This window comes from Nocardia sp. NPDC050630, assembly GCF_044457245.1.
GTDB lineage: Bacteria > Actinomycetota > Actinomycetes > Mycobacteriales > Mycobacteriaceae > Nocardia.
Genome location: NZ_JBITGN010000011.1, coordinates 254561 through 267523, shown reverse-complemented (window position 1 = coordinate 267523; position 12963 = coordinate 254561). Strand labels below are relative to the sequence as shown.

Here is a 12963-nt window from a genome sequence, read left to right as displayed (position 1 = left end):
ATTGCGGTCGGCCCAATGCCACCCCAGCACGCCACCGTAGGACCAGCCCACCACGATCGCCGGCTGCTGCACCCCCCGCGCCGCGAGGACGGCATCGACATCGCGCAAGCACGCCTCGAAGGAGTAGTCCGCGGACTGCTTGGATTTCCCGCGGGCCCGCTCGTCGTAGGTGATGTGCCGGAACCCAGGGCCAAGGTCGGCGATCACCCGCCGCCAGTGCGACTGATCAGCGTAGGCGCCGTTGAGATAGACCACAGGCTGGCCAGGACCACCGGTGTCGGTCACAGCCAGGGCCGTGTCATCCACCGCCACCATGCCGGTCCAAGTCGAAGTGGTCGAAGAGGTGCTGTTGTTCGTCATGGCAACCACTTTGGCCGTCTGACCTGACACCACCCTGACACCTGCCTGACACGGCCACTGATACGGTGTTCCACCTGCTCGCACAGGGCCACGGGGCGCAGCGGCGCCTCCTGACGGCCACCCAAGACCGTCTCATGTCGCCGATTTCGCCTTCGCCACCTGCCTGCGCCCTGCGGGCGCGGGGTGAACTTCGGCAGCAACGGCTCGGTCAGTGCCCACAGCTCGTCCGGCACAAGACGTGACGGCAGTTCATCGGTCACGAGTCGAACATCGTGGAGCACAAACGATTCCGGCGCGCCGCAAACGAATCACAGCCACGGACGAGGCGGTCTCGGGGCCGAGGTGGTATGAATTTGTGAGTGACGAGCAGCCCCGAACCGGATCGTCCGGCGCCATTCGAACCGCGGCAGGACCTGGTAGAGCGTTCGGCACCGCTACTTCCCGCAGGCAGTGAAATCCGGCAGGTGTTCATCTGTCAGACCGCGCCGAGCTTCATCTTCTTCCTCATCACATATCTCACTGGTCTCACGATGTTCTGGAACAAGTATCGGTGCGTGGCAGTCACTGCGAACGCCATATACGTGCTGGAGAGCAGCAAGCTGTCGGGCGGCGCCAAGCCGCAGCAGCTGGTGGGCACCATGCCACGACACACCCGGCTCGGTCCGGTCTCCGGCCGATGGGGGCAGGTGAACATCCTGGGCCAGCGCCATTGGGTCCACAAGCGTTTTCACGACGCAATCGCTGCCGCCGACCATGAGGCTGGCCTTACCCGCTGAAGCGCGGGGCCGGTCAACCAGTTCCCGTACTCGACCTGTTCGGACACCCGCCAGTGACACGAGCCTCACTCGCCGCCACACTCACCTGCTACCAGAAAGAAGGTCGCGGAGGCGAAATCAGCGACAGGAGACGCTGTCTAAAGTACTGCGAGCGGTGCGGAGTTGATCATCAATTGGTCCGGGAAGGAACCCAGAAATGGGCCCACTACGCCCGAGCCAGTTGGGCCGAATACCTCGCCCACGCCCGCCCGTGCCCCGATCCAGACTCACCAACCTCACCCAATATTGCAGACGCTAACGCACGAACGTGCTGGGGTTCGGCAGGCTCAATATTGATGGCGTCCTTACGGTTTCGACGGATGTCGGCGAGGGCAGATTCGATCGTGTTCACACCTCGACGCGCGAACCCATGATCACTGTCCGCTCGCCCGGCAGGCCGAAGTATTCGGCGGCGTCGGCGGTGATGTAGGAGGTGGCGATGAACAGTCGCTTGCGCCATGCCGCCATGGTCGGTGCCGCGCCCTTCTTCAACTCGATCTTCGATAGGTAGTAGGAGGCACCATCGACCGAGATCCGGCCTTCGGTTTGCGTCGGATTGAGCAGCCGCAGCGTGTGCGGGACGTTCGGTGTCTCCATATACCCGAAATGCGCTGTCACGTGGATGATTCCGTCGTCGCCGTAGCCGAGGGAATCGATCTCGGTGCGCTCAGCGTCCGGGACACGCGGCACCGGCACCGTGTCGATCGCCAGGATGACCACGTGCTCATGCAGCACCAGATTGTGTTCGACATTGGCGCGCATCGCCAGCGGCGTGGTCTGTTTGCCGCGGTTCAAAAACACCGCGGTACCGGGGATCCGCAGCAGCGGTGGCCGCTGATCACGCAATTGATCGATGAAGCCGCGCAGGGGCCCCTCCTTCTCCTCCCGCGCCCGAGTGACGACCGCACGCCCCCGCGCCCACGTGGTCATCACGGTGAACGCCGTGACCCCGATCAACAGCGGCAACCACGCCCCGTGCACCAGCTTGGTCATATTCGCCGCCAAAAACAGCAGGTCAACCGCCAGCAACGGAACGGCACCGAGCAGGACCAGCCACAGCGGGGCACCCCACTTGACCCGAGCGATGTAGAAGAACAACAGCGTCGTGATCGTAATCGTCGCGACCACCGCCATACCGAACGCATACGCCAACGCCGCCGAACTCCGGAACGCGAACACCAGAGTGATCACCGAAACCATCAGCACCCAGTTGATCCATGGGACATAGATCTGCCCGATCGTCGACTCCGAGGTGTGCGCCACCCGCAACCGCGGCAGATAACCGAGCTGAGCGGCCTGCGACGCCACCGAATACGCACCCGTGATCACCGCCTGGGAAGCGATCACCGTGGCAACGGTCGCGATCAACACCATCGGCAGCCGCGCCCACCCAGGCGCCAACAGGAAGAACGGACTACTCACCGCACTCTCATCACCGAGCAGCAACGCGCCCTGCCCGAGATAGCTCAGCGTGCACGCCGGCAGCACCAACCCCAACCAGCCGCGCGTGATCGCCTTGCGACCGAAATGGCCCATATCCGCGTACAACGCCTCCGCGCCGGTGACCGCGAGCACCACAGCCGCCAACGCGAAGAAAGCGATACCGAAATGCCCGACCATGAAACTCACCGCATACGTCGGCGAGAGCGCGCGCAGGATTTCCGGATGCCCGGCGATGCCACCTACCCCGCAAGCACCGATCGAGACGAACCAGACGATCATCACCGGCCCGAATAACCGACCGACCACCGCGGTCCCATGGCGCTGCACCGCGAACAGACCCACGATGATCACGACCGTGAGCGGCACGATCAGATCTTCCAACCCCGACTCGACGACCTTCACACCTTCCACCGCCGACAGCACCGAAATCGCGGGGGTGATCATGCTGTCACCGAAAAACAGTGCGGCACCGAAGATCCCGAGTGCCGCCAGCGCCGTAGCGGCACGACCACGCGCCCCACCCATCCGGCGCAGCAGCGTGATCAACGCCATGATCCCGCCTTCACCGTCGTTGTCGGCGCGCATCACCAGGATCACGTAGGTCAGCGTGACGATCAGCATCACCGACCAGAAAATCAGCGACACGATGCCGTACACATTCGCCGAACTGATCGGCACCGGATGCGGATCATCCGGGTTGAACACCGTCTGCAGGGTGTAGATCGGGCTAGTACCGATATCACCGAAAACCACCCCGAGAGCACCGACCACCACCGCCATCCCAGCCGAATGCGGACCATTCGCTGCGCGCGCCGACTCGGCGACCAGAGACTCCGTGCTCATGCCCTAACTCCTCGTTTGCTGGTCCGCACCCGATCACGGCGGGGACCACGGCGATGCCACGGTAACCGACTCGGTGGTCTGTCACATCTCATCGATCACAGGCGTGTGTCGCCACGTTATCGGGCGGTTTGGGTTGCCAGTTAAGAGAGCCTGAGCCTCTGCGCAGCGAAGTCGCTGCGGATCCGCCGGATGGCCGTATTTCACGCGAGGCTGGACCCGGCGCAGGCTGAGGTCGTCGTAGTTCGGGACCCTTCATCGACCTGTGCACGCGCACACCCCTGTGCTATCGGGTTCGGCCGCGGCCCTGGCGATTCCGAGCGGGACCCATTGATCAACCGCGCGGCCGCGGTGAGCGCCCACAGTCCGGCGGCGGAATTCGGGACCAGCGTCTTCCCCACCCGCGGACCTCACCCATACGATCATTTTCCCCGCCGCGTCGGATCGACGCATCGCCGCCGTGGCAACACCGGCGCTCGACGCCGCCCGGCTCTGACCTCGGGCTTCGAAGGTTTCTTAGCGATATCTCAACGGCCGAGCCCGCTAACAGCGGCCTACGCTCGAAATATCGCAAAGGGGGAAGCAATGAACATCGGACGCGTGGTGCTGCTCGCCACCGAATCGGGGGATCTCCCCAGCTACAGCACGAACGCGGTCATGATCGGCTCCGCCATCCTGGTGATGATCATCCTCGTGGTCACCGCCTACGTGATCCTCAGCCGATGGCGAGGCTGACCCTTGGCAGCTTCCACGTGCAGAAGTCCCTAGCCACTTGTTGCGGCGGAGATTCACCACCGACCGGTGCAGATTGTCACCATCACGATCGGGACCTGCGGATACCCCCCACTATCCACGGCGGATTCGGCATGTGCTCGAAATTCATCTTGCAGTAGTACGGCGAAGACCTGCTCCGCCCGCGCATGGGGTCGGGAGTGCTTCCGAACCCTCCACCCCCAGCCTGATCCGCTAACCCACGACCTCGACGACCCACGTGCGCCGAGCATCAAAACAATCAGTTACCAGGTGTTTTCGCAGCATTCCAACCGGAAGGGAACATTCGCACCTTGGCCGAAAGCGATTGTCAACGCCAACCGACGATCCCGGTCAACATCGGAAACCGATTGAGGGTAGCTATTCGGTCCTTGCGCTATTCCTCCGCATGATCGGAGATGCCTGACGAGCGCCGGTCGGTGCAACCACTGGAAGCACTCCGGCTGGCGCGGTCTCGGAGGTATGCGGGCCGCAAGCGCTGTTCCGGGCTGATCTTTGGAGGCTGGAAGGTGTTTGGCCGGCACGCCGATCGGGGTGTGGGATCGAGCTCGCCCAGGGTGCCCGATGAGTGCTGTCCCGACGACTGTCGCGAGCATCGCTGCCCACACGCGACCGCGACCCACGGCCGCTCCGCGACGACCTCTCCGATCCGGGCGCGAGGTGTCTCGGCACCTACTCTGTGATACAGTCTAGTGGTAGTCAGTATCACTGAGTAGCCTACTTCTATCGAAAGGGGGCTTCTACGGACAATTTGACGGAAATGCTGAAAGGCACGCTCGAAGGCTGCGTCCTCGAGATCATCGGGGCCGAGGAGACATATGGTTATGCCATCACGCGTCGGCTGAATGAACTCGGTTTCGCGGACGTCATCGAAGGGACAGTCTACGCCATCCTGCTGCGGTTGGAGAAAAATAGACTGGTCGATGTTTCGAAAAGACCTTCCGACGTCGGTCCACCGCGCAAATTTTACGCACTCAACGACGCGGGACGCAAAGAGCTCGCGACATTCTGGACGAAATGGGAATACGTCTCATCACGCATCAATGAGCTCAAGGGAAGCGAGAAATGAACTTCTGGGAGACGATCACAGGCAGCGATCTCACCAAGGAATACACGGCCTTCGAAGTTCGAGCCAAGGCTCTCCCGCCAGAGTATGCAGCGGCGTGGGAGGAGATCAAGATTCATATCTCCCCCTATGCGGGCTTCACGGGTCGCAACTTGATGCCGATCCTCGACGGCGCGCTAGGACTGCTCGAGGAAACGGCGTCGGATGGTCAGAGTGTCCACGAGGCGCTGGGCAACGACATCAAAGGCTTCTGTGCGGCGATTGCTGGCGAAGAAGGAGCCAAGAGTTATCGCGACAAGTGGCGCGACCAGCTGAACAAGAACGTTGCAAGGAAACTGGGCCGGCTAGGAGGATAAAGTGGGCATCCGCGACATTATCGAAGGTAAGAGAGAGTGGCGGGCGCACATGGCGCGGGTCAAAGCGCTCCCAACCGATTACCAGATTGTATACAAGGAAATTCAAAAATACTTTTTCAAGATCGGGCCAGTCGAGCTGGTCGACGGGAGCTTGCTCTCGGGGCTTCTCGATTTCCTCGAGGAAGGGGTCGCATCCGACAAAGGAGTCATGGAACTCATCGGCAATGATGTCGCGGCTTTCTGCGATCACCTGATAAAAGACTCACGGACCTATGCCGATATCTATCAAGAGTCTGTCGCAGCAAGGAAGTCGATAAGGGAGTGAAATGATCTCCGTTGTCTCGCTGACCGTCTGTGATCGAGAGAAAGCCTGCCCCTGACCGCGAATTTTTCCCGTTGGTGCGGTTCGCCTCACCCATCGCTCACCTCCCGGTCGGCATCCAACATCACCGCCATCCACGGCGATATCGACTGCACCGTTTCCCCGGACCAGAGTCGCCGCTACATCACCGCGGCTACTCCGGCTCCGGCTTGATCCGAGCAACCTCACCGGCCCTTCACAGCGACCGCCGCACCCACACCACGGCACCGTTCACCGCCCGATCCGCCACCACACAGGCCGAGCAACGACATATCCCCGGTTTGCCCAACCGACGTTTTTACGGCATCTTTACCGGTGGTGCGCCGGGAAGTCTGGGTCGGCAACCCGACCCGGTCGGCGAGTCGGGCGGTCCGGCGAAGGGGTGGCTCAATGGTGCTCACACAGGCATGCGCTACGACAATGGTTGGTCGTGGCGATGTCGTCGGCAAATACGTGACGGTGGGGGCTCGGGCAGTCGTATCGTGCTGGTGTGCACGCAAGTCAAAGGGCGGAGGACTATCCGTCGGTGACCAAGGATTCCGAGGCGTTGGCCGCGGCGAGGCTGCTGGCCGAGCATCGGCTGCCGGGCATCGTGGTGACCGACGCCGCCCAAGTGCCCCTTGCGGTGCTACCGGCGGCGCAGGTGGTGTGGTTCCTGGTGCCGGGATATGTTCAAGACGACCCGTCGCTGGCCGGGGTATTGTCGGAATCGGTGGCCGATCGGGTCGCGGAAGCGTTGCGCGGCAAGACCGTCGGCGGACTGCTCCCGGAATCGAAACCCAAGCCCATCCTGCCGGTGGCCAGCGCCGACGACACCGTGATCGAAGTCGCCGCGCTGATGGCCCGCTGCCGATGCCCGTTGATCGCGGTGGTCGACGGAACCCGGATGATCGGCGTGATCACCGCCTCGCGGTTACTACAGGTGGCGCTCGCCACAATCTGATCGGTGAGCCGGGTCGCCGACCTCGCGGCCGGAATCGACAACCCCGGGCACACCGGCGCCCTGTGGTGGTCGCTGACCCTGGGTTCGGGCTTCGGCGGCAACCTGACCGCGGTCGGCGCCAGCGCGAACGTGGTGATGCTCGGCATCGCCGCTCGCGCCGGGGCGCCGATCTCGTTCTGGGAGTTCACCCGCAAGGGTGCGGTCGTCACCGCGATCACCATCGCGGTCGCCGCACCGTATCTGTGGCTGCGCTACTTCGTATTCGCCTGACAACACCAGGGAGAAACCATTGTTCGCAATGTTGCGCGACGAGAGTGGAGCGGCGCTCGCCCATGTCACCATGGCGCTGGGTTGGGATCCGGTCCGCGCCCGTCGCTGGCTGCGGTCGCGGTCGGACGACATCGACCTGAACGCGGCGGCACTGCTGTTCGCCGCCGACCAGATCGTCGATGTCGTCTACCACGAACAACTCAGCTCCCGCGACGGATCGGTACGACACCTCGGCGACAGCACAACCGGAGAAGGCAAGGGCGACAACGAAATAATCACCGTCGACCTGACCCGACTACCCCCGGAGGTCACCACCGTCGTCTTCATCGTCACCTCCTACTCCGGCCAGACCTTCGACCAGATCGAGAACGCGTTCTGCCGCCTGGTCGACGGCGTGTCCGGTACTGAAATCGCCCGCTACGACCTGACCGGCGGTGGAACGCACACCGGACTGGTCATGGGCAAACTGTCCCGCATGAATGGGGTGTGGCAGTTCGACCCGATCGGCGAAGCCATCCGCGCACAACATCCCGTCGAGGCCATCCCCCAACTGCGGGCGTTCTTGACATAGTCGCGAACACCGGACGAGGCGTTTGGCAGTTCGAGTCGATCAGCGAAGGCGTCCGGGCACGGCCTCTCGTCGAGGAGATCCCACTACTCAGAGCTTTGTTGACCTAACAGCTCAGGCGAGTTCGTGGACGCATCGACGATGGCAGGGTTTGATGCCAGGTAACCACCGGTCCCGCAACCGAATAGGCGAATCCCGACAGGACCAGGGGCCCATCCCGGCCGCTGCGAGCACGGCGGTCACTACGCGAAGAGGCCGGTGGAAATCACCCACCAACAATGCCCATCGTATCCACACAGCCACTGCTCGCTGGCGTCCGCGCGGTCCGCACCTCGACCGACCGTAGCGTGCAACGTCCTTCGATATCGGCAGCAGGGCGTCATGCACTGGGGTAATTTGGGTTCTGGTGTGCCGGGAAGATCTGGTCGGCGATCCCGCAGTGCTGTCGACCGGAGGGAACCGCGCTCGTGCCCGTATCACAGGACCTGCCCGCAGCACCGCCTCGATCCGCGACCGCCCGATTCCGGTCGTTGTTTCATTCGCGGCCAGTATTGTTGACGGCTTTCGCCTTTGCTGTGATGGCCGACCCGGTGTCATCGGTCGCCTACGCCATCGAAGCCGCCCTGCGCGCACTGCACGGTGATCTCGGGTTGCTGCTGGTCACGATGGGCTTGGTCGTCGCCATCATCGGGGTGATCATCGTCAACTACCAGCAGCTGGTGGCCCGCTACCCCCAAGGCGGAGGCGCCGCCGCGGCAGCCGGTGAGGCGTTCGGAGAGGCGTGGGCGTTCATCCCGATCGGCGCACTGATCGTCGATTTCGTGTTGACCATCGCGATCAGCGTGTCCGCGGGGTCCTCTGCGGTAATCGCCTACATCCCCGGCCTCACGCACTGGCGGATACCCCTAGCTCTGGGGTTGCTGATGTTCGTCGCCGCCATCACCTGGTTCGGGCACCTCGGTCGCACCCTCTTCGCAGTGCTGACCATGTTGTTCATCATCGGCGGCACCATCGTCATCATCGACGGCTTCACCACCGGAACACCGCACATACCGCCATCACCGACCACACCGACCGCGCTCCGGTGCTGGCTGTCGCCTTGGCGTTCCCGGTCGCCATGGCGCTGGCCACCGGTGTCGAAGCCCCCTCCTCCGCAATCGCCCAACTCGGCCAACTCGACGATCGAGGACGACGCCGGTTCGGGCGAATCACCCTGTGGCTCACCCTCGGTGTGGTCGGCGGACTCACCCTCGGGCTGACCGGTGCCGCAGTCCACCTGCACATCGGTGTCCCCAGCACCGACTCCACCCAACTCGCCGACCTCGCCCAAGCCGCCACCTCACCGGCCGTCTACGCCTTCTTCCAAGCCGCCACCGCCCTACTACTGCTGTCTGCGGCATCGTCATCATTCCAAGCCGGACCCGGGCTCCTCAAAGCCCTCGCCCGATACATCGACACGACTGGCCGCGAAGGCGGGATCCTGCCCGCAGTGCTGGGCCATATCAACACCCACCACACCCCCTACTGGGGAGTCGCTGTGTTCACCACCGTCTCGGCAGCAGTCACCGTGGCCGCCGACGGCCAAGACCAGCGCCTCGTGCTGTTCTACGCCGTCGCGGTCTTCGTCAGCTTCCTCACCGGCCTGATCGCCATGGCCCACTTCTCCCATCAAGCCAGGCAACGAAAGTGGCTCACCGTCAACCTCTTCGGCGCCACCGTCGTCACCTTCACCCTCATCGTCAACCTCGCCCGCGGCGAACCGCTCGCCTCCCTCGCCGCGGCCCTGCTCCTCGCCGCGCTGCTCTACTGGGGCTGGACCCGAGCCGGACGACCCCGCGGCATCGCCCACGCAACCATCGAAGCCGAGGCCGCATAAACCGACACACGCGCAGCGGCCGAACTCCTCGGGCAACTCATACACAACCAGCCTGAATGCGATGACGCCGAGACCGCCGACGAGGCACGCGAAATGCCAGCACCCACCCCCGTCCCTCGAGCCACCGTGCAGGTGCCGCGTACGGCGACGGCTTGTAGGAAGTCGGTGCCGATGCCCGGTGGTGGCCCGAGTGTTGTGCCGGTCGTGTCGGTGTCGTCGGCAGGCGGGTGTCCGACAGCGTGATCGCCATTGCCGGTCCCAGGTCGGTGAGCAGGATGACCACCATGTGCGGCCAACAGACGATGCAATCCTCATTGCTCCAGGTCGGCTATGCGTCTACGCAGGAGGCGGCGTTCCGGCTCGGTGGTGAGGAGTTCGAGTGCTCGCCGGTAGGCGGCGATGGCCTCCTCGGGATGACCGAGCCGACGCAGTAGTTCGGCACGTGTCGAATGCAGGTACGGGTAGTTGTCCAGACCCAACGCCTCGGTGATGCGTAATGCTGCCTGTGGTGCGCCTGCCTGTGCGACCGCGACCGCACGGTTGAGCTCGGCCACCGGTGAACCCGTGAGCCGGACCAATTCGAGGTAGAGGGCGGCCACTTGCGCCCAATCGGTTTCGGGTTCGGTGTGCAGGACAGCAATCGCGGCTTGTACGACGTAGGGACCGCAGGACCGCGCGATGGCCCGATCGAGCAAAGCTCGACCTTCCGCGATCAGCGCACTGTCCCACTCGGTACGGTCCTGCTGGTCCAGCAGAACGATCTCGCCCTCGCGGTGACGTGCGGAGCGCCGGGCGTGGTGGCACACCATGAGCGCAAGCAACCCGAGCACTTCCGGCTCGTCGGGCATCAGCGTGGCCAGCATCCTGCCTAATCGCACGGCCTCATCGGCCAGTTCGTCCCGTCCGCCGTATCCTTCGTTGAAGATCAGGTAGATCACCTTCAGCACCGCGCCGACGCGCTCGGGCAGTGCATGATCCGGTGGCACCCGGAACGGAATTCCCGCCAGCTTGATCTTGGCTTTGGCCCGGGTCAATCGCCGTTTCATGGCGCTCGGTGCGACCAGGAAAGCCTGGGCGATCTCCTCGGTGGACAGGCCACCCAGTGCCCGCAGTGTCAGTGCCACCTGCGCATCGACCGCGAACGCAGGGTGGCAGCACATGAACACCAGCTCGAGTCGTTCGTCGCCGATCGCAGTCTCGACCATGTCGACCTCCTCGGCCTCGGGGGCGGCGAACAGGGTCGCCTTGGCCACAAAGGCACGGTCGCGGCGCAGCCGGTCGATTGCCCGGCGGCGGGCGGTCGATTGCCCGGCGGCGGGCGGGCGTGGTCAACCACGCGCCCGGGTTGTCCGGCACGCCATCGACCGGCCATTTCTCCGCAGCAATCGCGAAAGCCTCCTGAGTGGCTTCCTCGGCGAGATCGACATCGCCGAGGAAGCCACTCGAGTAGGCCCATACGCGCCCCCACTCGGCGCGGAATACCTCGTCGATCACGCCTTCACGATCGGCCGGATCTCCACCGACCCACCGAGCCGCGCAGCCGGGATCTTCGTGGCGACCTCGATCGCGGCGTCTAGATCATCGGCCTCGACCAGGAAATACCCACCGAACACCTCCTTGGTGTCGGCGAACGGCCCGTCGGTCACCAGCGCATCACCCTCCTTCACCCGCACTGTCGACGCGGTGTGTGCGGGCGCGAGATGAGCACCGTCCACCACCCGCGGGTCCGACCTGATCGCGATGTACTCGGCGGACACCGACTCCTGCTCGGCGGCACCTAGGGCCTCGAACACACCGGGCAACTCGTTGATCAGCAATGCGTACCGCATGACTCTCCTCCAAGCTCGAATTTCACCGACACCTACCCGACGAACACGACTGGCCTGAGGGGACACGCAACCGCGAAACCGTGCAAGATTTCGCGCCGAGAACCATCGCAAGCACCTGCGCCCCTGGCAGTCGCTACGAGACCGCTCAGGATAACTGCAGGTCGGCGGCGAATGCGAGGTTGGGGATGTGGGTCAGCTCCCCCTCCGGACACCTAACTGTGGCATTTATGCCCCAAAAATCGGGTCCGGGCATCGCCTGGACACCCTGTCCTGGCCGTACACCCCTACCTGCGGGTTTGCTCCGTTCGGCGGTGGTCGATGTAACCGATGACACATTACCTCCGCTGATCCCTTCCTTCTCCACCATCGGGCTCGTCGGCGACGATGGCTGCGGAATCGGTGCCGGTCTGCCGATGGCGAGCATCGAGCAACCACCAGCACACACCGCTGTGTACAGGTGCGCCTCTGCGACGTCGACATCCAAGGCATCTCACGCAACATCGTCGACGGCATCGTGCGCGCGGTGGCGACCCCGGGCGAATTCACCGAACAGGTCATCGACCTGTGGTCGACCAGTCACGTGTTCTGCGCCGGTCACCGCATCCGAGTGCACGTCACATCCAGCAACTTCCCGCGCTGGGACCGGAACCTGAACACGGGCGAACCCATCGAGCAGGGCACGCGCTCACGCCCGGCCCGGCAGGAAATCGCCCACAACGCCACCCAGCCGTCCCGCATCGTGCTCCCCGTGATTCCGGCTCCCACGAAGGGGCAGTAAGCGTGAATGGCAGCCAACACACCCCGGCAGCGCCGGTGCGGTCGTCCTACGCCTCCGGCACCTGCGATGTGCCATTGCTGATTACCAGCCATTTCGCCACTTTCGATGTCAGCGATCAGTGTGCCGAGAGCTCAGTTCCCGTACTTCTGCGGAATCAGATCATCGGAAACCGTTGATCTCGTTGCTCTTCACATCGGAACTTTCGTAGCCGCCGCAGTCAAATACGGCGGCTCATCGAGTGCCTGACCGGCGACGTAAGCGATCGTTCACAAGATCTCCACCTGCGGCTTGGTGACACTGTGCCGATTCCGTCTCGCAGATGACGCCTCCACATTGTTTTTGAAAGGTCCATAGCTGCGTTATTGATGTGTAATCAATAACGGGCGCCAATTGCCATGAAATGACATGAAATGGCGCGAAACGGGGTGAAATTCGAATGAACCGTCCCCATCGAGATGCGTGGGCGTTGTAGGACATTATCTCGGCGGGCGACCACCGTACGGTTATCTTCTCGCCGACGCCGGTCCTCATCCCGACCCCGGCAAGGCCACCGAGGGAAGACGGCTTCATCGACTCGAAGCCGACCCACAAACGGCTCCGGTCGTACGACGCATCTACAGCGACTTCCTCTCCGGTATAAGCATCTTCGCCATCGGTCAGGACAGACCCTCAGTTGGCTCCGGATAC

At 63.5% G+C, this 12963-nt stretch carries 14 protein-coding genes and 2 pseudogenes; 11 read left to right on the top strand and 5 right to left on the bottom strand.

Annotated features, from left to right (window positions below; translation table 11 throughout):
- Window positions 1-360: alpha/beta fold hydrolase (locus tag ACIBG0_RS26800; RefSeq protein ID WP_397035853.1), on the bottom strand; the 360-nt coding region annotated here is incomplete at its 3' end.
- Between the two features lie 359 nt (window positions 361-719).
- Between ACIBG0_RS26800 and ACIBG0_RS26795 the strand changes: the two genes are divergently transcribed.
- Window positions 720-1136: a hypothetical protein gene (locus ACIBG0_RS26795; protein WP_397035851.1), complete on the top strand. Its 417-nt coding sequence runs from the start codon at window positions 720-722 to the stop codon at window positions 1134-1136.
- Between the two features lie 387 nt (window positions 1137-1523).
- Here the strand turns inward: ACIBG0_RS26795 and ACIBG0_RS26790 are convergent, their stop codons facing one another.
- Window positions 1524-3398, bottom strand: a complete 1875-nt coding sequence (locus ACIBG0_RS26790) for a potassium transporter Kup (RefSeq protein WP_397035875.1) — start codon at window positions 3396-3398, stop codon at window positions 1524-1526.
- 645 nt (window positions 3399-4043) lie between these two features.
- Here ACIBG0_RS26790 and ACIBG0_RS26785 point away from each other — a divergent pair.
- The 9 genes and pseudogenes from ACIBG0_RS26785 to ACIBG0_RS26745 all read left to right on the top strand — a co-directional run bounded on the left by ACIBG0_RS26785 (window position 4044) and on the right by ACIBG0_RS26745 (window position 9669).
- Window positions 4044-4193, top strand: coding sequence for a hypothetical protein (locus ACIBG0_RS26785; RefSeq protein ID WP_397035849.1), 150 nt, complete (start codon window positions 4044-4046; stop codon window positions 4191-4193).
- A gap of 796 nt (window positions 4194-4989) precedes the next feature.
- Window positions 4990-5298, top strand: a complete 309-nt coding sequence (locus tag ACIBG0_RS26780) for a PadR family transcriptional regulator (RefSeq protein ID WP_397035848.1) — start codon at window positions 4990-4992, stop codon at window positions 5296-5298.
- On the top strand, window positions 5295-5651 hold the full coding sequence (locus tag ACIBG0_RS26775) for a DUF1048 domain-containing protein (protein WP_397035846.1): 357 nt from the start codon (window positions 5295-5297) through the stop codon (window positions 5649-5651). Before ACIBG0_RS26780 ends, ACIBG0_RS26775 begins: the two co-directional genes overlap by 4 nt.
- Window position 5652: 1 nt before the next feature.
- Window positions 5653-5976 carry a DUF1048 domain-containing protein gene (locus tag ACIBG0_RS26770; RefSeq protein WP_397035844.1) on the top strand — a complete coding sequence of 108 codons (324 nt, stop codon included), beginning with the start codon at window positions 5653-5655 and terminating at the stop codon, window positions 5974-5976.
- Window positions 5977-6502: 526 nt separating this feature from the next.
- The gene (locus ACIBG0_RS26765; protein ID WP_397035843.1) at window positions 6503-6955 is read left to right on the top strand and encodes a CBS domain-containing protein; all 453 of its coding nucleotides are present in this window, start codon (window positions 6503-6505) and stop codon (window positions 6953-6955) included.
- Window positions 6956-6967: 12 nt separating this feature from the next.
- Window positions 6968-7225 (top strand): annotated as a pseudogene (locus ACIBG0_RS26760) (hypothetical protein); the annotation flags it as partial.
- A gap of 28 nt (window positions 7226-7253) precedes the next feature.
- On the top strand, window positions 7254-7796 hold the full coding sequence (locus ACIBG0_RS26755) for a TerD family protein (protein WP_397035873.1): 543 nt from the start codon (window positions 7254-7256) through the stop codon (window positions 7794-7796).
- 575 nt (window positions 7797-8371) lie between these two features.
- Window positions 8372-9052, top strand: coding sequence for a hypothetical protein (locus ACIBG0_RS26750; RefSeq protein WP_397035841.1), 681 nt, complete (start codon window positions 8372-8374; stop codon window positions 9050-9052).
- Window positions 9025-9669 (top strand): hypothetical protein, encoded by a 645-nt coding sequence (locus tag ACIBG0_RS26745; RefSeq protein ID WP_397035839.1) that lies wholly within the window; start codon window positions 9025-9027, stop codon window positions 9667-9669. The genes ACIBG0_RS26750 and ACIBG0_RS26745 overlap by 28 nt, the downstream gene beginning before the upstream one ends.
- A 311-nt stretch (window positions 9670-9980) precedes the next feature.
- Here ACIBG0_RS26745 and ACIBG0_RS26740 read toward each other — a convergent pair whose 3' ends face one another.
- The 3 genes and pseudogenes from ACIBG0_RS26740 to ACIBG0_RS26730 form a co-directional block, all read right to left on the bottom strand.
- Complete coding sequence (locus ACIBG0_RS26740; protein ID WP_397035838.1) at window positions 9981-10922, bottom strand: RNA polymerase sigma factor; 942 nt, start codon at window positions 10920-10922, stop codon at window positions 9981-9983.
- A gap of 103 nt (window positions 10923-11025) precedes the next feature.
- Window positions 11026-11163 (bottom strand): annotated as a pseudogene (locus ACIBG0_RS26735) (RNA polymerase subunit sigma-24); the annotation flags it as partial.
- Window positions 11160-11498 carry a YciI family protein gene (locus ACIBG0_RS26730; RefSeq protein ID WP_364359915.1) on the bottom strand — a complete coding sequence of 113 codons (339 nt, stop codon included), beginning with the start codon at window positions 11496-11498 and terminating at the stop codon, window positions 11160-11162. The gene ACIBG0_RS26730 and the pseudogene ACIBG0_RS26735, both read right to left, overlap by 4 nt.
- 334 nt (window positions 11499-11832) lie before the next feature.
- On the opposite strand from ACIBG0_RS26730, the gene ACIBG0_RS26725 reads away from it, so the two are divergent.
- Window positions 11833-12276 carry a CocE/NonD family hydrolase gene (locus tag ACIBG0_RS26725; RefSeq protein WP_397035871.1) on the top strand — a complete coding sequence of 148 codons (444 nt, stop codon included), beginning with the start codon at window positions 11833-11835 and terminating at the stop codon, window positions 12274-12276.
- Window positions 12277-12963: the final 687 nt, after the last annotated feature.

Excerpts from the sequence above, each read along its gene's own strand:
- ACIBG0_RS26790 (WP_397035875.1), bottom strand. The coding sequence starts at position 3,398 with ATGGCGGTGGTGGTCGGTGCTCTCGGGGTGGTTTTCGGTGATATCGGT.
- ACIBG0_RS26785 (WP_397035849.1), top strand. The coding sequence starts at position 4,044 with ATGAACATCGGACGCGTGGTGCTGCTCGCCACCGAATCGGGGGATCTC.
- ACIBG0_RS26780 (WP_397035848.1), top strand. The coding sequence starts at position 4,990 with ATGCTGAAAGGCACGCTCGAAGGCTGCGTCCTCGAGATCATCGGGGCC.
- ACIBG0_RS26775 (WP_397035846.1), top strand. The coding sequence starts at position 5,295 with ATGAACTTCTGGGAGACGATCACAGGCAGCGATCTCACCAAGGAATAC.
- ACIBG0_RS26755 (WP_397035873.1), top strand. The coding sequence starts at position 7,254 with ATGTTGCGCGACGAGAGTGGAGCGGCGCTCGCCCATGTCACCATGGCG.
- ACIBG0_RS26750 (WP_397035841.1), top strand. The coding sequence starts at position 8,372 with ATGGCCGACCCGGTGTCATCGGTCGCCTACGCCATCGAAGCCGCCCTG.
- ACIBG0_RS26730 (WP_364359915.1), bottom strand. The coding sequence starts at position 11,498 with ATGCGGTACGCATTGCTGATCAACGAGTTGCCCGGTGTGTTCGAGGCC.